The sequence below is a fragment of the Stenotrophomonas sp. YJH_SMC_69 genome (assembly GCF_059370495.1).
Map to the genome: position 1 here is coordinate 252,803 of NZ_JCAFTS010000003.1, position 20,883 is coordinate 273,685.

Annotated in this window: 17 protein-coding genes; 9 read left to right on the forward strand and 8 right to left on the reverse strand. The window is 68.2% G+C overall.

Annotation, left to right across the window (positions count from 1 at the left end):
- Nucleotides 1-56: 56 nt before the first annotated feature.
- Nucleotides 57-1,130, reverse strand: a complete 1,074-nt coding sequence (locus AC5P8F_RS06750) for a hypothetical protein (RefSeq protein ID WP_126411189.1) — start codon at nucleotides 1,128-1,130, stop codon at nucleotides 57-59.
- Between the two features lie 89 nt (nucleotides 1,131-1,219).
- Entirely contained in the window at nucleotides 1,220-2,299 is a 1,080-nt protein-coding gene (rnd, locus tag AC5P8F_RS06755; RefSeq protein ID WP_134809115.1) for a ribonuclease D, read from the reverse strand.
- 84 nt (nucleotides 2,300-2,383) lie between these two features.
- On the opposite strand from rnd, the gene AC5P8F_RS06760 reads away from it, so the two are divergent.
- Together AC5P8F_RS06760 and AC5P8F_RS06765 are read left to right on the forward strand one after the other, a co-directional pair.
- Entirely contained in the window at nucleotides 2,384-4,270 is a 1,887-nt protein-coding gene (locus AC5P8F_RS06760) for a formylglycine-generating enzyme family protein (protein ID WP_014647818.1), read from the forward strand.
- A gap of 84 nt (nucleotides 4,271-4,354) precedes the next feature.
- Nucleotides 4,355-5,251: a M48 family metallopeptidase gene (locus AC5P8F_RS06765; RefSeq protein ID WP_005417787.1), complete on the forward strand. Its 897-nt coding sequence runs from the start codon at nucleotides 4,355-4,357 to the stop codon at nucleotides 5,249-5,251.
- 632 nt (nucleotides 5,252-5,883) lie between these two features.
- On the opposite strand, the gene xseA is transcribed toward AC5P8F_RS06765, so the two are convergent.
- Both xseA and queG read right to left on the reverse strand, forming a co-directional pair.
- Entirely contained in the window at nucleotides 5,884-7,215 is a 1,332-nt protein-coding gene (xseA, locus tag AC5P8F_RS06770) for an exodeoxyribonuclease VII large subunit (RefSeq protein ID WP_046431756.1), read from the reverse strand.
- A 44-nt stretch (nucleotides 7,216-7,259) separates the two neighbouring features.
- On the reverse strand, nucleotides 7,260-8,330 hold the full coding sequence (gene queG, locus AC5P8F_RS06775) for a tRNA epoxyqueuosine(34) reductase QueG (protein ID WP_046431754.1): 1,071 nt from the start codon (nucleotides 8,328-8,330) through the stop codon (nucleotides 7,260-7,262).
- A gap of 23 nt (nucleotides 8,331-8,353) precedes the next feature.
- On the opposite strand from queG, the gene AC5P8F_RS06780 reads away from it, so the two are divergent.
- The 6 genes from AC5P8F_RS06780 (at nucleotide 8,354) to AC5P8F_RS06805 (ending at nucleotide 15,925) form a co-directional block, all read left to right on the forward strand.
- Entirely contained in the window at nucleotides 8,354-9,838 is a 1,485-nt protein-coding gene (locus tag AC5P8F_RS06780) for an NAD(P)H-hydrate dehydratase (protein WP_414612006.1), read from the forward strand.
- Nucleotides 9,835-10,317 (forward strand): tRNA (adenosine(37)-N6)-threonylcarbamoyltransferase complex ATPase subunit type 1 TsaE, encoded by a 483-nt coding sequence (gene tsaE, locus AC5P8F_RS06785; RefSeq protein WP_049442404.1) that lies wholly within the window; start codon nucleotides 9,835-9,837, stop codon nucleotides 10,315-10,317. The genes AC5P8F_RS06780 and tsaE overlap by 4 nt, the downstream gene beginning before the upstream one ends.
- A gap of 82 nt (nucleotides 10,318-10,399) precedes the next feature.
- Nucleotides 10,400-11,968, forward strand: a complete 1,569-nt coding sequence (locus AC5P8F_RS06790) for an N-acetylmuramoyl-L-alanine amidase (protein ID WP_032956153.1) — start codon at nucleotides 10,400-10,402, stop codon at nucleotides 11,966-11,968.
- 146 nt (nucleotides 11,969-12,114) lie between these two features.
- On the forward strand, nucleotides 12,115-14,019 hold the full coding sequence (gene mutL / locus AC5P8F_RS06795) for a DNA mismatch repair endonuclease MutL (protein ID WP_495227773.1): 1,905 nt from the start codon (nucleotides 12,115-12,117) through the stop codon (nucleotides 14,017-14,019).
- Nucleotides 14,020-14,030: 11 nt separating this feature from the next.
- Nucleotides 14,031-14,960, forward strand: a complete 930-nt coding sequence (locus tag AC5P8F_RS06800) for a DUF1684 domain-containing protein (RefSeq protein WP_014647811.1) — start codon at nucleotides 14,031-14,033, stop codon at nucleotides 14,958-14,960.
- Between the two features lie 2 nt (nucleotides 14,961-14,962).
- Nucleotides 14,963-15,925, forward strand: a complete 963-nt coding sequence (locus tag AC5P8F_RS06805; RefSeq protein WP_049405938.1) for a TraB/GumN family protein — start codon at nucleotides 14,963-14,965, stop codon at nucleotides 15,923-15,925.
- Nucleotides 15,926-15,999: 74 nt separating this feature from the next.
- Here the strand turns inward: AC5P8F_RS06805 and phaR are convergent, their stop codons facing one another.
- From phaR to gluQRS, 3 genes are all read right to left on the reverse strand, one after another.
- A complete protein-coding gene (gene phaR, locus AC5P8F_RS06810) occupies nucleotides 16,000-16,533 on the reverse strand; it encodes a polyhydroxyalkanoate synthesis repressor PhaR (protein ID WP_041864232.1) in 534 nt (177 codons plus the stop codon).
- Between the two features lie 183 nt (nucleotides 16,534-16,716).
- Nucleotides 16,717-17,457 carry a beta-ketoacyl-ACP reductase gene (locus tag AC5P8F_RS06815; RefSeq protein ID WP_014647808.1) on the reverse strand — a complete coding sequence of 247 codons (741 nt, stop codon included), beginning with the start codon at nucleotides 17,455-17,457 and terminating at the stop codon, nucleotides 16,717-16,719.
- 17 nt (nucleotides 17,458-17,474) lie between these two features.
- Nucleotides 17,475-18,395 (reverse strand): tRNA glutamyl-Q(34) synthetase GluQRS, encoded by a 921-nt coding sequence (gluQRS, locus tag AC5P8F_RS06820; RefSeq protein ID WP_041863637.1) that lies wholly within the window; start codon nucleotides 18,393-18,395, stop codon nucleotides 17,475-17,477.
- A 93-nt stretch (nucleotides 18,396-18,488) separates the two neighbouring features.
- Here gluQRS and htpX point away from each other — a divergent pair, with 93 nt between their 5' ends.
- Nucleotides 18,489-19,355, forward strand: a complete 867-nt coding sequence (gene htpX / locus AC5P8F_RS06825; protein WP_014647806.1) for a protease HtpX — start codon at nucleotides 18,489-18,491, stop codon at nucleotides 19,353-19,355.
- A 671-nt stretch (nucleotides 19,356-20,026) separates the two neighbouring features.
- Here htpX and AC5P8F_RS06830 read toward each other — a convergent pair.
- Nucleotides 20,027-20,854, reverse strand: coding sequence for an inositol monophosphatase family protein (locus tag AC5P8F_RS06830; protein WP_005417749.1), 828 nt, complete (start codon nucleotides 20,852-20,854; stop codon nucleotides 20,027-20,029).
- Nucleotides 20,855-20,883: the final 29 nt, after the last annotated feature.

The window sequence follows — 20,883 nt, forward strand, 5'->3', positions numbered from 1 at the left end:
GTAACGGAAACGGCGCTCATCGAGCGCCGTTTTTCGTTGCTCGGCATCATCCGTGCTCACGGCGTGGCGCTGACGCCCTTGCCCAGCGCTGCATCGGACGGCGCACTGGGGCCCAGCACCTGCAGCTGCATCGCCTCCATCCGCTCCAGTACCTTGCGCTGCTTGCCGTTGAGGCCGCGCGAGGTGATTGCGATGTGCTTGCGTGCAGCGTCCAGCGGCGCGGGTTGGTAGTGCACCGTGAAGCGGCGCAGGGCGCATCCCGTCAGCTTGTCGACCGGTGCGCAGTCGTTCGCGTTGAAATCGATATCGCCGTCGGCGGCAACAATGAAGGGGCTGAGCAGGATCTGCCCTTCGCGGGCAGTGAAGGCCAGTGGCGCGTGGGCCTTGGCAATGACCGCCTGGATGCGTACGGCAGGGATGTCTTCAGGGACGATCCTGTCATCCCAGTAGCCTTCGGTCGGGCGCGAGGTTTCGTAGTTCTGGGTGCCCCATGCCACGCAGTTGCCGGAGGCCACATGCACCGAGATGCAGACCTGCTGGGAGTGCTGATCGGTCAGGACGCCGGGTGGTACCCAGACCTTCTTCCAGGAATAGAAACGGTAATCGACGTCGGCCAGGCGGGTGGCGCCGATGTCCTTCGATACTTCGTCCGTAGTCCCCAGCGGCTTCAGCTTGGCCACGCGGGTGTTCAGGCGGTAGTTCTCCGCACCGTTCAGCAGATAGGTGCCCGGCGGAATCAGATGCACCTCGAACACGTCCATCAACACCGTCCGCTGCGGGCCGGTTTCCAGTTCGTTGGTGTTGAACAGCTGCACATAGCCCTGGGAGGGAATGTCCTTGTGCTGGAAGGACACCCGCGTCGAGAACCCGGGCAGGTCGGTCGAGCGCTTGCCCAGATGAAAGCCGGGGACCGGAGAGCCGATGCCTGGCCCGCCGTTGTGCACGACATACGGGGCCGGCACCAGCACGGCAACCAGACCGTCGCGGGTGGCGCCGTCAATGATGTCCACCAGCTTGGCTGTGTTCTCCTTTTCCTGTGCATAGGAAAGCGGTGCGGCCTGCCCAGAGCATGCCAGGCCCAACGTGGTTAGCAGCAGTGCGCAGGCGGTCGCGATCTTGAGGGTCTGCATCGACGTCTCCTTGTCAGTACCGGTAAACCCTAGCACGGCCCCTGCAGGCTCAAGGTGCATGGCGCCGGCGTGGTCCGGCGCCCGGTGCTTCAGCGTGCCGGCAGCAGCGCCTGCAGCCGCGCTTCCAGCTCTTGCTGGCGCCAGCCGGCCAGTGCGGCCGGCCACTGGCGGCGTTCCAGATAGCTTTCCAGGTGCTTGCGTGAGGCCAATACGCCATCCGGCAGGCCCAGTTCGCGGCTGCGCTCGGCAACCGCGTCCTGCAGCTTCTTCAGTGCCTGCTTGTTGCTGTCGTTGGCCGGCAGCGCCAGCGGTGCTTCGGCCTCATCGGCCAGCGGCGTATCCAGCGCCTGCCACACAGCGCCCGCGAGCTTGCGCGGTGCCTTCGGGAACTGTTCGAACAGCTTGCCCAGTGCGGCGGCATCGGCCGGTGGCGTGCGTGCCAGCGTGGCGGCCAGTTCGTTGTCCAGGATCCAGCTGCGCGGGCGGTCGCTGCTGCGTGCCTGCACATCGCGCCAGCGCAGCAGACGCAGCAGCCGATGCTGTGCGGCCGTGTCGAGGAACTGCGCCGAGCGCATCGCCAGGTGCGGCCAACGGTCTTCGTCATTGGCGACGCTGGCCAGCAGGCGCTCGCCGTCGTCGTGCAGCCACTGCTGGCGGCCCAGCGCCTGCAACCTGGCATCGATGGCGTCATGCAGCGCGAACAGGTGCTCGACATCGTCGGCGGCGTACTGCAGCTGCGAGTCGGACAACGGGCGGCGCATCCAGTCCGAACGGGTCTCGCCCTTGGCCAGCGCCACGCCGGTGATTTCCGCGACCAGCTTCTGGTAGCCCATACCGCCACCGATGCCGGCCAGCGAGGCGCCGATCTGGGTGTCGAACAGCGGACGTGGCAACACGCCGCAGGCCCACTTGAAGGCGACCAGGTCTTCGCTGGCGCTGTGCATCACCTTGACGATCGATTCATCGGCCAGCCACGGCGCCAGCGCTTCGGTCATGCCGGGAATCAGGGGGTCGATCAGCAGGATGTCCTGCCCGACCGCCATCTGCACCAGGGCCAACTGCGGCCAGAAGGTGCGTTCACGGATGAATTCGGTGTCCAGGCCGATGCGGGCCGGACGCTGCTGGAAGTACGGATCCAGCTCGGCGGGGGTGGTGATCCAGATTGCCACGGGTCAGGGCCTACTACTCGGGTTTGCTCAGGCAGGGGAGAATAGCCTAACGTCGGTCCGCATCCGTGCCGAAGGAGATCCTGCTTGCGTTTTCCGCTGTCGTCCGTGCTGTGCACCGCCCTGGCCCTGGCCGGCTGCACGCCGTCGCCCTCGGCGACACCGGAGCCGGGACCGGCTGCTGGCGAAGACGCACGGCCGCAGCAAGGCATGCAGGCGGACGCGACGCCGGAGGCGGCGCAGGGCAGCGTCACCATCGCCGGTGAGGATGCCGCCGAGGATGTGCAGCGGTGGACGCCACCGCGGGTCGATCGGCAGGGGCGCAGCCTGGCCCAGCTGCGTCGCGCGGCCGAGAAGGCGTTCGCCGAAGGGCGCCTGTACGAGGACGCCGACGCGGCGGTTCCGCTGTGGCTGGCGGTGCAGGAAGAAGACCCGGATGACCGCCAGGCCCGCAACGGCCTGCAGCGCGCCCGCCAGCGCCTTCAGCAGCAGGCCGATGCCCTGCTGGTCCGGCCGCTGCAGCAGCGCGAGGCGCTGGCCGAGGCCAGCCGCCAGGCACTGGTGCTGCTGACCCTGGCGCCGAAGGATGAGAAGGTTCGCGCGCTGCAGGGACGGGTGGAGCTCGCCCAGCGCGTGGTGGCCTACAACCGTGCCGGCGAGGAAGACCTGCGTTCGGGGCGGATCGGTGAGGACGGTGACGGAGCGATCGGCAACTTCCGTGAAGCGCTGGCCCTGGATGAACACAACAGCCGGGCACGGCAGGGCCTGGCGGCGGCCGAGAGTGGCCTGATCCGCCGTGCCGAGGACGCGGCGCGGGTGCGTGACTTTGCCAGCGCCGGCACCTGGCTGGCCGAAGCCAGCAAGGTCCGTGACTCATCACCGGCCATTGCCGATGCCTTCGAACGTATCGAACAGATCCGCGCGGCGGCACTGCTGCAGCTGCGCGATGATGGCCTTCGCGAACTGGCGACGCCACAGGGCCTGAAGCCGGCGCGCGAGAAGCTGGCCGAGGCCCTGCGCATCGCCTTGCCAGGGGATGCGGTGGTGGCCCAGTTGCGCGAACGCATCGACCTGGCCACCCATTACGGCAGCTTCCGTCCCGGGCAGGTGTTCAGCGACGCCATGCGCGATGGCGGGCGCGGCCCGCAGATGATCGTGGTGCCGCATGGTGGCTTCCAGATGGGCGCGGGTGATGCCGAGCCCGGTGCCAGTGATGCCGAGCGGCCCTCGCATTATGTGCGCTTCGACCGCGGGTTTGCGATGGCGATCACCGAGATCACGGTCAGTGATTTCGAGCGCTATGTGAAGTCGACCAATGCGCGGCCGCGTGCGACCCGGCGCGGCCACTCGGTGGTCTATGACGAGCGCAGCGGCAATTTCATCCGCCGCAGCGGTGTGGACTGGCGTTCCGATTACGATGGCGCGCGCGCACTGGGCAATTCGCCGGTGATGCATGTGAGCGTGCGTGATGCCGAAAACTACGCGGCGTGGCTGTCCGAGCAGACAGGACGCAGCTACCGGCTGCCCAGCGAGGCCGAATTCGAGTACGCGCTGCGTGCCGGCAGCAGTGGCCGTTATCCGTGGGGCGACGCCGGCACGCCGCCGCCCGGCGCTGGCAACTTCACCGGCAGCAAGGATGTCTCGCCCTCGGGGCGGCACTGGCACAACGCCTTCGTCGGCTATGGCGATGGCTGGTGGGGGCCCGCGCCGGTGGCCAGTTTCCAAGCCAATGCCTTCGGCCTGCACGACATGGCCGGCAATCTCAGCGAGTGGGTGGCCGACTGCTGGCATGCCAGCTACCGGCGTGCGCCGTCCGATGGTGTCGCCTGGTTCAACCCGGGCTGCCGGTCGCGGGTGATCCGGGGCGGCAACTGGGCCAATGCGCCCGAGCAGACCCGTGCGGCCTGGCGGCAATCGCAGGACTCGGACACCACCAACGCGCGCATCGGCTTCCGTCTGGTGCGGGGCATCTGAGCATCGGGCTTCACCCGCTGCTGGCGTCCGCGCACTAAGATTGCGCCGTGCCCGCCGGCCGGCGGGGCCTGCTGGAAGACACCGATGCGCAACGATCCCTTTTCCCGTTCGCCGCAAGGCCCGCAGCGGCGCGGCCTGTTCGGCAACATCCGCTGGTGGGTGCTGCTGCTGGCGGCGGGCTATGCGGTGTTCTACTGGTTCTCCAATCGCACGGTCGATCCCTACACCGGCGAGAAGGTGATGATCGACAGCAGCCTGGATGCGCGCCAGGAGACCGCGCTCGGGCTGCAGGCCTACCAGCAGATCCTGTCGCAGGAACGGCCGATGGATCCGAATGCGCCGATCGCGCGTGATGTGCGCGACATCGCCCAGCGCCTGATCGCCAAGGTGGACGTGGTGGAGACCGCGCTGGCACAGGAGCACGGCGTGCAGCCGGCGCATTTCGCGCGGGATTTCCAGTGGGAAGTGAATGTGATCCCGTCCGAGCAGGCCAATGCGTTCTGCCTGCCGGGTGGCAAGATGGCGGTCTACACCGGCCTGGTGCCGGTGGCGCGTACGCGTGACGCGATGGCGGTGGTGATGGGCCATGAGATCGCCCATGCGCTTCTACGCCATGGTGCACAGCGGATGGCGCAGCAGAAGCTGACCCAGATCGGGCAGATGGCTGGTGCCGCCAGCGGCATGGATGCGCAGCAGCAACAGATGATGATGTCGGCGATGGGCTACGGCTACCTGCTGCCCTATGCGCGCAGCCACGAGACGCAGGCCGATGAAGTGGGGCTGATGCTGGCCGCAGCGGCCTGCTTCGATCCCCGCGAGGCGGTGCCGCTGTGGCAGCGCATGGGCCAGGCCAGTGGCGGCCAGGCGCCGCCGGAGTTCGCCTCCACCCACCCGAACCCGGGTACCCGCATCCAGAACCTGCAGGCGCTGATGCCGAAGGCGCTCGAGTACCGGCAGAAGTTCTGCGAGCAGGCAAAGTAGGGGAGGGGCGGCAGGGCTTGCAGCCCTGCACCCGCGGTAGGTAGTGCCGGCCGCTGGCCGGCAGCAGCAACAGCGGAAGCGGGTTTCCTGAGGGATGGCGGGGTGGGTCCGGTTGCGGGAGACGCCGTAAACCCTTCCATGGGGGCTTGGCCGCGGCATCCATGCCGCGGACACTCCCGCAACCGGACCCACCCCGCCTTCGACAGTTTGCTGCGGTCTGTCGGAAATGCTCTTGGGGTCAGATCCGTTTTCCGTAGGAAAACGGATCTGACCCCGAATTGATTCGATATCTGACAGGATCTACCGTGTCGACCAAGCTCGACACCTACCAACAGTCATCGGAATCTGTCAGAGGTGGGGCGGTGTGGCTGTGCAGGACCGTTGGCGCCGTCGAGCCCCCAAGGGTGAGGGCGCTTTGCTTGCGAAGCACTGCTTCGCAAGCGCCCGAACGCACAGCCGCCGGCGGCTGGGCCGGACCGCGCAGCGGGGTTTACGGCGTGTCCTGCACAGCCACACCGCCCCCCAAACCATCAGCAATCCAGAGCCGCTTTTGCTGTTGCTGTTGCTGTTGAGGTTGCCGGCCAGCGGCCGGCACTACCGCAGGTGCAGGGCGCAGCCCTGCCGAACGCCCCTTACTTGACCTGTACGTCGATCACGCCGTCGCCGACGCGGGCCTGCAGGGCGTCACCGGACTGTACCTGATCAAGCTTTCGCACCAGCGTACCGTCATCGCTGCGGGTCAGGATGCTGTAGCCACGCGCCACGGTCGCCAGCGGGCTGACTGCTTCAAGTGAACGCGCCAGTCCGCGCAGTCGCAGTGCATCGCGCTCCAGCAGGCGCTGCATCGCGGCCTGCGGCCGCCCGCGCAGGGCAGCCAGACGGCGCTGCATCGCATCGAGCTGGCGCTGCGGATGGTGCCCGCGCAGCACTGCCGCCGCATGACGCAGGCGCGCGGCGCGACGCTCCTGCTGCTGGTTGAACGCAGCATGCAGGCGCCGGCCCAGATCCAGCTGGCGTCGGCGCAACAAGTCCAGCCGCGCCTGCGGGCTCTGGGCGTTCAGGCGCAGCAGGGCGCGGTCGGCGCGCTGCATCGCCTGCTGCATCGCATGCCGTTGCAGCTGCACCATGCGCGCGGCCGTGCGGCGCAGGCGCAGTGCCAGTTCGCGCTGGTCGGGTACCAGCAGTTCAGCTGCCACCGAAGGCGTCGGTGCACGCAGGTCGGCGGCGAAGTCGCTGAGGCTGAAGTCGGTTTCGTGGCCGACCGCCGAAACCACTGGGGTGTGGCTGGCGGCGATCGCACGGGCCAGGGCTTCGTCATTGAAGGCCCACAGGTCTTCCAGCGAACCGCCGCCGCGGGTCAGCAGGATCACGTCGTAGCGACCACTGGCATCGGCCGCCTGCAGCAGGCGGGTGATCTGCGCGGCGGCGCTGCTGCCCTGCACCAGGGTCGGCAGCAGGTCGACTTCCAGCAGCGGGAAACGGCGGCCGAGCACGCTCAGCACATCGCGCACGGCGGCGCCGGTCGGCGAGGTGATCACTGCCAGACGTTGTACATGCGCCGGCAGTGGCCGTTTGCGCGCCGGGTCGAACAGGCCCTCGGCCTCCAGCCGTGCCTTCAGTTCCTCGAAGGCGCGGCGCAGTGCGCCTTCGCCCGCCTCCTCCATGTGGTCCAGCACCATCTGGTACTCGCCACGGGCGTCGTACAGGGTCACCTTGCCGCGCACCAGCACGCGCATGCCTTCGCGCGGCACGAACTTCAGGTACTGCGCCTTCATCCGGAACATTGCGGCACGCAGCTGCGCACGCGCGTCCTTCAGGGTGAAATACAGGTGACCGGAGGCAGGACGCGCCACGCTGCCCAGTTCGGCCTCGACCCAGATCGCCGGGAAACTGCCTTCCAGCAGGTCGCGGGCCAGGGTGTTGAGCTGGCTGGGGGTGAAAATGTCGTTGTTGCGTGGCTGCATGGGAACGGCGTGCTGCGGGTGGAGCGGGGGCTCAGGATCGCACGTCAGCGCGCCGTGTGCTGGCCCAGCGCCCACTGCACGTGTTCACGCACCAGCGGCGAGGGATCATCGACGCGGGTCTGCAATGCGGCCAATGCTTCGGCCGAGGACGGTGCGTTGCCCAGTGCCACGGCGATGTTGCGCAGCCAGCGCTCGTGCCCGCTGCGGCGGATCGGGCTGCCCTCGGTGCGGCGCAGGAACTCGGCCTCGTCCCAGGCGAACAGCTGGTCCAGGCGCGCGGTATCGAGGTTGTTGCGCGCGCGGAAATCGGCTTCGTCGGTGCGCTTGGCGAACTTGTTCCAGGGGCAGACCAGCTGGCAGTCGTCGCAGCCGTAGATGCGGTTGCCGATCAACGGACGCATGTCTTCGGGAATGGCGCCGTCGTGCTCGATGGTCAGGTAGGAAATGCAGCGCCGCGCGTCCAGCCGCTGCGGGCCGGTGATGGCCTGGGTCGGGCAGACATCGATGCAACGCGTGCAGGTGCCGCAGTGCGCCGTGGCCGGCGTGTCGATCGGCAACGGGATGTCGATGTAGATCTCGCCGATGAAGAACCATGAACCGCCATGGCGGTCGATCAGGCAGGTGTGCTTGCCGATCCAGCCGAGGCCGGCGTTGCGCGCCAGTGCGCGTTCCAGCACGGGGGCGGAATCGACGAACACGCGGTAGCCCAGTGGCGCTACTTCATCATTGATCTGCGTCGCCAGCTTCTGCAGGCGGTTGCGCATCAGCTTGTGATAGTCGCGGCCCAGCGCGTAGCGCGCCACGTAGGCGCGGCCCGGGTCGGCCAGGGTCGCCCAGGCTTCGGTGTCGTCCTTGTGGCTGTAGTCCATGCCCACTGAAATCACGCGCACGGTGCCGGGCAGCAGCTCGGCCGGTCGCGCGCGCAAGGTGCCGTGGCGCGCCATCCAGTCCATCGTGCCGTACAGGCCCTGGCCCAGCCAGTCGGCCAGGTGCGCTTCATCCTCGCCCAGTTCGATACCAGCGATGCCGCAGCGCTGGAAGCCATGCGCACGCGCTAGGTCGCGGATGCGCTGCACGGCCTGGACCGGATCGACAGGGGTGGGGGCGGGGGACATGTGCACCAGTATAAAATCCCTGCATGGCCAACCTTGCCGATCTGTTCGATTCCGCTGCCGCGCGTGCGCTTGATGCGCAGGCCTCGGCGTTGGCCGCCGACGGCGGCTGGGGCCTGATGGCGCAGGCCGGCCAGGCCGCCTGGCAGTGCCTGCTGCAGCATTGGCCGCAGGCGCGGCGGATCGGCGTGGTGGTCGGCGCTGGCAACAATGGGGGCGATGGCCATGTGTTGGCCCGTCACGCGCTGCAGGCCGGGCGCGAGGTGACAGTGATCGCCCTGCCGGGCAGGCCGCCCTCGACCGCGCTGGCACAGCGTGCAGCATCTGAATTCAGGTCCGGCGGCGGCACCATCACCGATTTCGACGGCATGCTGCCCGAGGCCGACGTCTGGGTCGATGCCCTGTTCGGGCTGGGCTTTGATCGCGCGCCGGAGGGTACGGCGCAGGCGTTGATTACCGCGCTCAACGCGCAGACTGCGCCGGTGCTGGCGCTGGATGTTCCCAGTGGCGTCGATGCCGACCGTGGGGCGGTGCCGGGCGTAGCAGTGCGCGCTGCACTGACCCTGCAGTTCATCGTGGCGCATCGCGGGCTGTATTCCGGCGATGCGCTGGATCATTGCGGGCACAAGGTCCTGGCGCCCCTGCTGTTGCCCGCGGCGGCCTGGCAAGGCGTGGTACCCGCTGCGGAGCACTGGACGCAGGTGAGGTTGCGGGCCCTGTTGCCACCGCGCCGCGCCAATACCCACAAGGGCGAATCCGGGCACGTGCTGTGCGTCGGCGGCAACCATGGCAGCGGCGGTGCCATCGCGATGGCGGCCGAAGCCGCCTTGCGCGCGGGTGCGGGGCTGTTGAGCCTGGGCACCCGCCGCGACCACGTCGGTCCACTGCTGGCCCGGTTGCCCGAGGCCATGACCCATGCACTGGAAGATGGCGATGTGCTGCCGGCGCTGCTGGACAAGGCGAAGGTGGTGGCGATCGGGCCCGGTCTGGGCCAGGACGAATGGGCACGCGCCTTGTTTGCGCGGGTGCTGGCCAGCAACAAGCCATTAGTGGTCGATGCCGATGCCCTGAACCTGCTGGCGCAGGATCCCCGCGCGTTGCCCGATGCCATTCTCACACCGCACCCGGGCGAGGCCGCGCGCCTGCTCGGCTGCAGCACGGCTGAAATCCAGGCCGACCGCTACACCTGTGCGCACATGCTGGCCGAGCGCTTCCATGCCGTGGTGGTGCTGAAGGGCGCTGGCAGCATCGTGGCAGCGCCTGGGCAAACGCCCCGGTTGATCGCTGCCGGTAACCCAGGGATGGCCGTGGGAGGCATGGGCGACCTGCTCACCGGCATCATCGCCAGCCTGCGCGCGCAGGGCCTTGCGGCCTTCGATGCCGCGGCCGCGGGCGCGCTGCTGCATGCGCTGGCGGGCGATGCAGCTGCCGCCGATGGCGCGCGCGGCCTGCTTCCTACTGATCTGCTGGCGCCGCTGCGGCGACTGGCCAACCCGGACCTCTCCCCATGACCGAATTCTTCCTTGCCGACAGCGACGCCACCGAACTGCTCGGGCAGTGGCTGGCGGCCACCCGGCCGCCGCAGGCGCTGATCGAACTGCGCGGCGACCTGGGTGCCGGCAAGTCCACCACGGCCCGCGCGCTGCTGCGCGCGCTGGGCGTGCAGGGCGCGATCCGCAGCCCCACCTACACCCTGGTCGAGCGCTATCCGCTGGCCAGTGGCGGCGAGGCGTGGCACCTGGACCTGTATCGCATCGGCCAGGCCGGTGAGCTGGATTTCCTCGGCCTGGACGAGGGCAGCGCGGTGCTGTGGCTGGTCGAATGGCCGGAACGGGGCGCCGGCGCGCTGCCGCCGACCGACCTGGTGGTGGCGCTGGAGATCGACGGGCAGGGACGACGCGTCCGTCTCACTGGGGCCAGCGACGTAGGACATGAATGGCTGGAACGGTTGCCGCAAGGGGGCGACTTGCAGGCCATTTCTGTCGGCTGACGAGAACAAAGACCGGCAGGTTACGGATTATTAAGGAAAAAGGTGTTGCATTCCGTTCAGCGCGGTGATTGAATCCTGAGCCATGCGCCCGGGGAACCGTCTCATCGCCATCTGTGCCGCCGTCGGACTGGGTCTGGCGAGCGTCAGTACGTGGGCGGGTGAAGTCCGACAGGTCCTGCTGAACACCGGCGCTACCGGCACCCGTGCCGAGATCTCGCTGGTCGGCAGTGGCGGCTACAAGACCCTGTCGCTGGCCGGCCCGAACCGCCTGGTGGTCGATTTCCCCGACTCCAGCGCCATACGCAACCTGAAGATGCCGGCCGCGCAGGGCGTGGTCACGGCGGTGCGTACCGGACAGCCGGTCCCAGGCACGTTCCGCGTCGTTTTCGACCTCGCCGAATCGGTGGCGCCGTTCCGCCCGCAGATGCAGCGCGAGGGCAATGAATCCAAGCTGGTGATCGAATGGCCGGGCGATGGCCCGGCCGTGGCCAGCAGCCGCCCGGCGGCGACGCCAGCCGTCCAGCCGCAGGCGCCCGCGGCGGGAGCTGCACCTGTACCGACTCCGGCCGAGAGCGCGCAGTCGCGCACCGATGCCGCGCGTGCCACGGCCCTGCTGACCGCACAGGTACAGCAGCAGGCCAGCGCCACTGCCGCCGCACCAGCCACGCCGACCCCGGCACCGACCACCGCGCCGGCCCAGGTTGCTGCGGCCGGTGTCACCGCCAGCAGCACGCCGTCGTCCTCGCCGGCCGCGATCCTCGCCGGCCAGCGCACCGCAGCGGTGGTGACCACGCCGCCGGCCACCGTGCCTACACCGGCACCGACGCCGGTGGAACCGCCGCGTCCTGTCATGCCCAGCGATGCGTCGCGTATCCGCATGCAGGCCGGCATGCGCCACCTGGTGGTGGCGATCGATCCCGGACACGGCGGCCAGGACCCGGGTGCGATCGGCCCGACCGGCAAGCGCGAGAAGGATGTCACTCTGGCAGTGGCGCGCGAGCTGGCCCGCCAGGTCAACGCCACGCCAGGCCTGAAGGCCTACCTGACGCGCGACAGCGACGTGTTCATTCCGCTGCCTATGCGTGCGCAGAAGGCGCGTGCGAACAAGGCGGACATCTTCATCTCGATCCATGCCGACGCGGCCGAAAACCGCTCGGCCACGGGCTCATCGGTCTACGTGCTGTCGACCAAGGGCGCCTCTTCGCAGCGCGCCCGCTGGCTGGCGGACAAGGAAAACGCGGCCGACCTGGTCGGTGGCGTGCGCCTGCAGCAGACCGAAGGCACCCTGGCCAACGTGCTGCTGGACCTGGCGCAGAGCGGCTACATGAAGGCGTCCGAAGACGCGGCCGGCCACGTGCTGGGCGGCCTGAAGCGGATCGGCAACAACCACAAGCCGAACATCGAGCGCGCCAACTTCGCGGTGCTGCGCACCTCGGACATGCCGGCGATGCTGGTGGAAACCGCGTTCATCTCCAATCCGGATGAAGAACGCCGCCTGATGGACCCGGCGTACCAGCGCAAGATCGCTGGCGCCGTGCTGGACGGCGTGCACACCTTCTTCAGCCGCCAGCCGCCGCCGGGGACGTTGTATGCGGCCCGCGCCCAGGCCGAGATCGACGCGGCCGGCACCATGGCCGGCGGCAGCAAGTAAGCCGCCGAAGGCGGGTTGCTGCTTTCCGTAGAGTCGAGCCGCGCTCGACTGGGCCTTGTCGGTAGCCCGCAGTCGAGCATGGCTCGACTCTATCCTCGGCAGCTCCGCTATCATCGACCCATGAAGTCTGCTGCCCATCACCTCCCATGAGCGCGCCCGGTCCGCGCCCGATCCGGCCGTTGCCGGAGATCCTCATCAACCAGATCGCCGCTGGCGAAGTGGTCGAACGGCCCGCGTCGGTGGTCAAGGAACTGGTCGAGAACGCGATCGATGCCGGCGCCAGCCGCGTCGACATCGATCTGGAAGAGGGCGGTGTGCGCCTGATCCGCATCCGTGACAATGGCAGCGGCATCGCACCGGAGCAGCTGCCGCTGGCGGTATCGCGCCACGCCACCAGCAAGATCGCCGACCTGGACGATCTGGAATCGGTGGCAACGCTGGGGTTCCGCGGTGAAGCGCTGCCTTCGATCGCCTCGGTCAGCCGCTTCACCCTGGCCTCGCGCCGCGCGCATGACGAGCACGGTTCGGCGTTGCAGATCGAAGGCGGCAAGATCGGCGAGGTGACCCCGCGCGCGCACGCGCCGGGCACCACGGTGGAAGTGCGCGAGCTGTTCTACAACGTGCCGGCGCGGCGCAAGTTCCTGCGCGCCGAGCGCACCGAACTGGGCCATATCGAAGAGTGGCTGCGTTCGCTGGCGCTGGCACGGCCGGATGTCGAGCTGCGCGTGTCGCACAACGGCAAGGCCTCGCGTCGTTACAAGCCGGGCGATCTGTATTCCGATACACGCCTTGCCGAAACGCTGGGCGAGGATTTCGCCAACCAGGCCGTGCGCGTGGACCACAGCGGTGCCGGACTGCGCCTGCATGGCTGGATCGCGCAGCCGCATTATTCGCGCGCGAGCGCCGACCAGCAGTACCTGTACGTCAACGGTCGCTCGGTGCGTGACCGCAGCGTCGCCCACGCAGTGAAGATGGCCTACGGCGATGTGCTGTACCACGGCCGCCAGCCGGCCTATGTGCTGTTCCTGGAACTGGATCCGACCCGCGTCGACGTCAACGTGCACCCTGCCAAGCACGAAGTGCGCTTCCGTGATTCGCGGCTGGTCCATGATTTCGTCTACCGCACGCTGAAGGATGCGCTGGCCGATACCCGCGCCGGCATGTCGGCGCAGGAGATCGGTGCCGGTGCTGCGCAGCCGGTGGATGCCACGGCCATGCCGATGGCATCGAGCGCAGGCGCGTCGGGATTCGGGCTGGTGCGTGGGCCCGCGCCGGGTGCCGGCTCGGGAGGTGGTGGTGGCGGATTCTCCGGATGGCGCCCGCAGCAGCCGCTGGGCCTGCAGGTGGCCGATGCACCGGCTGCCTATGCCGCGCTGTATGCCGCACCGGCCGGCGCCGAGCGCGGTGCTGCGCTGCCGCCGATGCCGACCGAGAACGGACTGCCGGTCACCAGTGCCGACGCAGGCGTGCCGCCGCTGGGCTATGCGATCGCGCAGCTGCATGGCATCTACATCCTGGCCGAGAACGCCGAAGGCCTGATCGTGGTCGACATGCATGCGGCCCACGAACGCATCGGCTACGAGCGCCTGAAGAACGCGCACGATGGCATCGGCCTGCAGTCGCAGCCGTTGCTGGTGCCGATCACGCTGGCAGTGGGCGAGCGCGAGGCCGACACCGCCGAGAGCGAAGCTGAAACCCTGGCGGCGCTCGGCTTCGAGGTGACCCGTGCCGGCCCCGGTTCGCTGCACGTGCGCAGTATTCCGGCATTGTTGGCGCATGCCGAACCGGAAGGGCTGCTGCGCGACGTGCTGACCGACCTGCGCGAGCATGGCCAGAGCCGCCGCGTGGCCAGTGCACGCGACGAACTGCTGTCGACCATGGCCTGCCACGGCGCGGTGCGTGCCAACCGGCGCTTGACCCTGCCGGAAATGAACACGCTGCTGCGCGACATGGAAATCACCGAACGGTCCGGCCAGTGCAACCACGGCCGACCGACCTGGGCCCGTTTTTCGCTGGCGGAGATCGACCGCTGGTTCCTGCGCGGACGTTGAGGGGAGCATCGATGCGTTATCGGGGAATGGCGGGCCTGCTGGCCGCCGTGGTGTTGGCCGCCTGCAGCCCGGCAACACCGCCGGTGCCGACGGCCGCTGAAGATCCGGCCTACGCGGCCGCGCAGCAACAATGGCGTGTAGCGCGCTACCAGGACCTGACCCGGCCCGATGGCTGGACGGCGCTGGTGGGCCTGCACTGGCTGCAGAACAAATCGCATTTCGTTGGCAGCGGCGCTACCAACGGCATCCGCCTGACGGTTGGCCCGGACAAGCTGGGCCTGCTGCGTCGCGAAGGGACGCAGTGGTGGTTCACGCCTGAAGCCGGTGTCGATGTCAGTCATGATGGCCTGCCGGTGCGCGGCCGCATCCGCGTTGACACCGACAAGGACGCGCAACCGACGCTGCTGGCCTTCGATGGCGGCAAGGGCCAGCTCAGCATCATCCGCCGGGGGCCGCGGGACGCGCTGCGGGTCAAGCATGCCGATGCGCCTGCGCGGCGTGACTTTGCCGGCCTGCAGTACTGGCCGGGCGGCGTGGACTGGCAGGTGCAGGCGCGCTTCATCGCGCACCCGCCGGGCAAGACCCTGCCGATCGTCGACATCACCGGCCTGACCACCGAGATGCCCAATGCCGGCGCGGTCGAGTTCGAACGCGATGGTCGCAGCTGGCGGCTGGAAGCGATCGGTGCGCCCGGGCAGCCGCTGTTCCTGATCTTCGCCGACCGCACCAGCGGCCGCGGCAGCTATCCGGCCGGGCGCTACCTGGATACCGATGCGCCCGCCGCAGACGGCACCGTGCGCATCGATTTCAACCATGCCTACAACCCGCCGTGCGCGTTCACCGCCTACGCCACCTGTCCGCTGGCGCCACCGGAAAACCGGCTGGATCTGCGCGTGGAAGCGGGCGAGAAGGCGTACCACCTGCCTGAAGGAGAAGGCTGACCATGCCGATCAAACACCTGTTCCGTGCCGCGCTGCTGATGGCGGCGTGCGCGATGGCACCCCTGGCCACTGCCCGCGATGCGCCGGGCACCACGGCTGCGGCCGCGACCGCCGCGGCGGCCAAGCCGCCCGTACCGCTGTTGTGGAAAGTCACCGGCCCGGGCGATGCACGCGTCTACCTGCTGGGGTCGTTCCACCTGCTGAAGCCGCAGGACTACCCGCTGTCGCCCGATGTCGAGCAGGCGTTCGAGGCCTCGCAGCGGGTGGTGTTCGAGCTGTCGCCGGAAGACATGCAGTCGCCGCAGCTGGCCAGCCGCATGGTGCAGGCCGCGACCCGCACCGATGGCAGCGAGCTGAAGCGTGATCTGGATGCGCCGACCTGGCAGAAGCTGCAGGCCTTTGCTGCCCAGAACCAGCTGCCGCTGGCGCAGATGCAGGGCATGAAGGCCTGGTTTGTCGGCCTGAGCATTTCGGTCGGGCAGATGCAGAAACTGGGCCTGGACCCGGCGCTGGGCCTGGACCGCCACTTCATGGAGCGTGCGCAGAAGACCGGCCGCAAGACGGCGGGCCTGGAGGACATCGATACCCAGATCGGCATGCTTGACGGGATGACGGTGCAGGAGCAGCGGCAGATGCTGGCCGAAGCGCTGGACCAGGCCGGCAAGGCCGATGAGCAGGCGCGGCTGCTGCATGATGCATGGCGTCGCGGCGACGAGCGCCTGCTGTGGACCAAGATGGCGGCGGAGATGCGCCAGCAGTATCCGCAGCTGTACCAGCGCATCAACACCGGGCGCAACGATGCCTGGGTGCCGAAGCTGCAGCCGTACCTGCAGGCCGGGCAGGGCGGTACGCTGGTGGTGGTCGGCACGCTGCACCTGCTGGGCAGTGATGGCGTGGTCGAGAAGCTGAAGGCCAAGGGCTACAAGGTCGAGCGCGTGTGCACGGGGTGCAAGGCGAAACGCTGACGCATCGTTGGCGCGATGCCAAACAGAACGGCGCGCCAGGGGCGCGCCGTTTTCGTATCAGCCGTAGCTGCCGTTCAGCGGCGGGTCTTGCCGCCGGTGCCGGTGCCCGGTTCGCCGGGCTTGTTGCCGGTGCCGGTTCCCGTTCCGGTACCGCCGGGGCGCGGGCCACCGAAACCGCTGCCCATGCTGCGCTGGAATTCCTGCCACAACTCCAGGTTGCGCTCGGTCAGCTGGTTCATCATCGCCCACGGGGTCTGGCCCAGCAGGTTGCCCATCTGCTGGCGGAACTGTTGCTGCTGGTCGAGGAAGACCTGCATGCTGCGCTCCAGATAGTTGCCCATGAAGCCCTGCAGGGAATCGCCGTAGAAGCGGATCAGCTGGCTCAGCAGCTGGGTGGACAGCATCGGTTCGCCGTCCTGTTCCTGGTCGGCGATGATCTGCAGCAGGACCGATCGAGTGAGGTCGTCGCCGCTCTTGGCGTCGCGGACTTCGAAGTCTTCACCGTCCAGGATCAGCTGGCGCACGTCCTCGATGGTGATGTAGCTGGAGATCTCGGTGTCGTAGAGACGGCGGTTCGGATACTTCTTGATGATGCGGGTCGCAGCCATGAAGCGGTACTCGTCACAGTAGACGCGCAGCATGGCGCAGTGCAGCAGCGGTTGCAACCGCTCCAGCCCCCGCCAGGCTTGGCTTTCAGGGGCGATCATGTTGCGCAACAAGGGTTTGCGTGCTGCGCAGCATGACCATCGGCAGGGGCCGCCGGTGCATGCCGCGGCGCCCCCCTGCGCGGCTCACCAGCCCATGTGGTGGCCGCCGTTGATGTCCAGGTTGCTGCCGGTGATCCACGAGGCTTCCTCGGCCACCAGGAAGGACACGCCATAGGCGATTTCTTCCGGCTTGCCGAGGCGTCCGGTCGGGATGTCGGCGATGATCTTGGCGCGCACGTCCTCCGGAACCGCCATCACCATGTCGGTGGCGACGTAGCCGGGCGAAATGGTGTTGACAGTGATGCCGAAGCCGGCGTTCTCGCGGGCCAGCGAGATGGTGAAGCCGTGCATGCCGGCCTTGGCCGCAGCGTAGTTGGCCTGGCCGTACTGGCCCTTCAGGCCGTTGATCGAGCTGATCTGGATGACCCGGCCCCAGCCGCGGCGGCGCATGCCCTCGATGACCGGCCGGGTGACGTTGAACACCGAGTTGAGATTGGTGTTGATCACATCGTGCCACTGGTCCGCGCGCATGCGGTGGAAGGTGGTATCACGGGTGATGCCGGCGTTGTTGACCAGGATCTCGACCGGGCCCAGCTCGGCCTCGACGGCGCGCACGAGTGCTTCGGCGCTGTCCGGATCGGAGACATCGCCCGGGAAGATCGCCACGTGGTAGCCGCGCTCGGTCATCGCCTGCTGCCAGGCGCGGGCCTTGGCCTCGTCGCGGTAGTTGGTGGCGACCCGGTGGCCCTGGTCGGCCAGGCGTTGGCAGATGGCGGTACCGATGCCGCCGGTTCCGCCGGTGACCAGTGCGACGCGAGATGTCATGGAGTGCTGTCCGGGTATCAGGTGGGGGAAGGGGGATTCTGCAACATCGGCGCGGAAAGTGCGCCGGCCGGCAACAGGATGTCGGTCCGCGGCAGCCGCGCCGGGTCGAACGCCCGTTGCGCAGCCTCCAGCAGCGCATCCCGGTCATCGGCGCCGTCCAGTGCGGCAGGCGCCTGGCCCAGCAGCTGCCAGAGCGCGCGCAATACCGGCACCGGCCGCGTGCTGTCCACCGGCAGCGACGCCAGCGACTTGGACAGTTTGTGCCCCGGTGCATCGAGCAGCAGCGGCAGGTGCCAGTAGCGTGGCACGGCCAGGCCCAGCGCCTGCTGCAGCAGGATCTGCCGCGCGGTGGAATCGAGCAGGTCGGCGCCGCGCACCACTTCGGTCACGCCCTGTTCGGCGTCATCGACCACCACGGCCAACTGGTAGGCCCAGCAGCCATCTGCACGGCGCAGCACGAAGTCGCCAACCTCGGCATGCACGTCCTGGTGCTGCGGCCCGCGCAGGCCATCATTGAAGTGCACGATGCTGCCGCGTGGCACGCGGAAGCGGACGGCAGGGTCCGGTCGTGGCTGTCGCGCAACGCAGCGGTGGTGGATGCCGCCGCTGGCGGCCAGTTCGCTGCGGCTGCAGTGGCAGACAAAGGCCAGATCGCTGGCCAGCAGCACGTCGAGCGCGGCCTGGTAGGCCTCCCCGCGCGCGCTCTGCCACAGGACCGGGCCGTCATGGGTGAGGCCGAAGGCGGCCAGCGCCTGCAGTTGTGCCTCCGCGGCGCCAGGCACCGTGCGCGGCGGATCGACGTCTTCAATGCGCAGCCGCCACAGGCCGCCGTGATGGCGGGCGAGCAGCCAGCTGCCGAAGGCGGCAAGCAGGGATCCGGGGTGGAGCAGGCCGGTCGGCGAGGGCGCGAAGCGGCCGCAGGAAATGGGGGAGGTCATGCTGGCTGAATCGTCGGTCAGGTTGGCGCTTGAATTCAAGCTGACCACACCGCAAATTGACTGTTATCGACCCCTTCCGAGCCGGATTTTCCCATGTTTACCCGCATTGCCCTGTTCCTGGCGACCAACTTCGCGGTCCTGATCCTCGCCAGCATCGTGATGTCGTTGCTGGGGGTCAATCCGAGCCAGATGAGTGGCCTGCTGGTCATGGCCGCGATCTTCGGCTTCGGTGGCTCCTTCATCTCGCTGCTGCTGTCCAAGTGGATGGCCAAGCGCTCCACCGGTGCGGTGGTGATCACCGAGCCGCGCAACCAGACCGAGCGCTGGCTGCTGGCCACCGTCGAGCGGCAGGCCAAGGCGGCCGGCATCGGCATGCCCGAAGTGGCGGTCTATGACGGCCCGGAGATCAATGCCTTCGCCACCGGTGCCAACCGCAACAATGCGCTGGTGGCGGTGTCCACCGGCCTGCTGCACAACATGAGTGAAGACGAGGCCGAAGCGGTGCTGGGCCACGAGATCGCCCATGTCGCCAACGGTGACATGATCACCATGGCACTGCTGCAGGGCGTGTTGAACACCTTCGTGATCGTGCTGGCCCGCGTGGTCGGCGGCATCATCGACAGCGCACTGTCGGGCAACCGCGAAGGCGGCGGCCGCGGCTTCGCCTACTACATCATCGTGTTCGTGCTGGAGATGGTGTTCGGCCTGTTCGCCACGATGATCTCGATGTGGTTCTCGCGCCATCGCGAGTTCCGTGCCGATGCGGGTGGTGCCTCGCTGGCGGGCCGCCAGAAGATGATCGCCGCGCTGGAGCGCCTGCAGCTCAACCACGGCCAGAGCACGCTGCCGACCCAGATTGCCGCCTTCGGCATTTCCGGTTCGACGGCCAAGAAGCTGTTCATGAGCCACCCGCCGCTGGAAGAGCGCATCGCCGCGCTGCGGGCGTCGACGGCGGCGTAAGCCACCGCTCCACGGTAGTGCAGGAACGCCTGGCCCCGCGCCGGGCGTTTTTGTTTGCGCGATGCATTGCTGATGCCGGATCGTGCCCGGCGGATCGTTTCCGCGCCTGCGGGGAGGTGTCACTTTCTTTGCTCGTGCAAAGAAAGTAACCAAAGAAACACGCCGCCGGGGCGCGAGCCGTCGCTGCGCGACGGTTCCCTGTGCTTCTCGGCGAATCAGGGGACGGCGCCGAACTCGCTGCGCTCAGACACCGGCGCCTCTTCGCCCCTGATTCCCCTGCGATGCTCGGCTCGCTCAAGGCGGACTGGAAGATCAAGATCAAGATCAAGAACAACAGCATCCACACGTGGCGTGGATTTACTGGGTGCAGCTGTGGCATTTGACCTTGGGTCCGCCTTGAGCGAGCCGAGCACCGCAGGTCCGGCGAGGGCGAAGAGGTGCGGGTGTCTGAGCGCAGCGAGTTCCCGCACCGTCCCTCGACGGGCCGAGGAGCGCAGGGTACCGATGCGTAGCATCGGCTCGCGCCCTGGCGGCGTGTTTCTTTGGTTACTTTCTTTGCACGAGCAAAGAAAGTGACACCCCTCCGCGGTCGCGGAAACGACTCTCCGTGCGCACAAACGAAAACGGCACCCTCGCAGGTGCCGTCTCCATGAAGCGCTTTACGCGAAACCTCAGAACTTCGCGTCGAACTCCGCCGCATAACCGGTGTTGACCAGCACCTTCTGCAGCGACTCGGCCACCTTCAGGTTGCCGGCCACGATCTGGTGGGTCTCCGGGCCACGGTTGTCCATGCGGCCCAGGGTCGCGCCCTTGAAGTCGCAGACCTTGCCACCCGCCTCGCGGACCAGCAGCAGGCCGGCGGCGATGTCCCACGCCTTCACGCCGGCTTCGAAGTAGGCGTCGGCGCGGCCGCAGGCCACGTAGGCCAGGTCCAGTGCGGCCGAACCGGTGCGGCGGATGTCCTCGCCGTGCACCAGCAGGGCGTCAACCGCCTTCAGCTGGGCGCTGGCACGGCTGCGCTCGCGCGGTGCGAAGCCGGTGTGGATCATCGTGCCTTCCAGGTCCTTGCGATCGGCCACGCGGATGCGGCGGTCGTTCAGCACGGCGCCAGCGCCACGGCTTGCGGTGAACAGTTCATTGCGCAGCGGGTCGAAGATGACCGCATCGGTCGGTTCGCCATTCTCGACCAGGGCGATCGACACGCAGTAGTGCGGCACGCCGCGCAGGTAATTGCTGGTGCCGTCCAGCGGGTCGATGACCCACATCTGGCGGCGCTCGCCCTGCACGCCACCTTCTTCGCCGAAGATGCCGTAGTCCGGGTAAGCGCGCTTGAGTTCCTTGACGATGACCTTTTCCGCGTCCGCATCCACTTCGCTGGCGTAGTCCATCCGGCCCTTCTGCACCACGTTCAGTGCCTCGAGCTTGTTGATGTTGCGCAACAGGACGTTGCCGGCGAGGCGGGCGGCCTTGACCATGACGGTGACGGCGGGTTTCTGCATGGCGTGGGCTCCCGGAAAGGCAGAAGAGA

Coding starts and splice junctions, on each gene's coding strand:
- AC5P8F_RS06780 (WP_414612006.1), top strand. CDS start 8,354: ATGGCCAACCTTGCCGATCTGTTCGATTCCGCTGCCGCGCGTGCGCTT.
- xseA (WP_046431756.1), bottom strand. CDS start 7,215: ATGCAGCCACGCAACAACGACATTTTCACCCCCAGCCAGCTCAACACC.
- AC5P8F_RS06750 (WP_126411189.1), bottom strand. CDS start 1,130: ATGCAGACCCTCAAGATCGCGACCGCCTGCGCACTGCTGCTAACCACG.
- AC5P8F_RS06790 (WP_032956153.1), top strand. CDS start 10,400: ATGCGCCCGGGGAACCGTCTCATCGCCATCTGTGCCGCCGTCGGACTG.
- htpX (WP_014647806.1), top strand. CDS start 18,489: ATGTTTACCCGCATTGCCCTGTTCCTGGCGACCAACTTCGCGGTCCTG.
- AC5P8F_RS06815 (WP_014647808.1), bottom strand. CDS start 17,457: ATGACATCTCGCGTCGCACTGGTCACCGGCGGAACCGGCGGCATCGGT.
- AC5P8F_RS06800 (WP_014647811.1), top strand. CDS start 14,031: ATGCGTTATCGGGGAATGGCGGGCCTGCTGGCCGCCGTGGTGTTGGCC.
- gluQRS (WP_041863637.1), bottom strand. CDS start 18,395: ATGACCTCCCCCATTTCCTGCGGCCGCTTCGCGCCCTCGCCGACCGGC.
- AC5P8F_RS06830 (WP_005417749.1), bottom strand. CDS start 20,854: ATGCAGAAACCCGCCGTCACCGTCATGGTCAAGGCCGCCCGCCTCGCC.
- AC5P8F_RS06805 (WP_049405938.1), top strand. CDS start 14,963: ATGCCGATCAAACACCTGTTCCGTGCCGCGCTGCTGATGGCGGCGTGC.
- queG (WP_046431754.1), bottom strand. CDS start 8,330: ATGTCCCCCGCCCCCACCCCTGTCGATCCGGTCCAGGCCGTGCAGCGC.
- phaR (WP_041864232.1), bottom strand. CDS start 16,533: ATGGCTGCGACCCGCATCATCAAGAAGTATCCGAACCGCCGTCTCTAC.
- AC5P8F_RS06765 (WP_005417787.1), top strand. CDS start 4,355: ATGCGCAACGATCCCTTTTCCCGTTCGCCGCAAGGCCCGCAGCGGCGC.
- tsaE (WP_049442404.1), top strand. CDS start 9,835: ATGACCGAATTCTTCCTTGCCGACAGCGACGCCACCGAACTGCTCGGG.
- mutL (WP_495227773.1), top strand. CDS start 12,115: ATGAGCGCGCCCGGTCCGCGCCCGATCCGGCCGTTGCCGGAGATCCTC.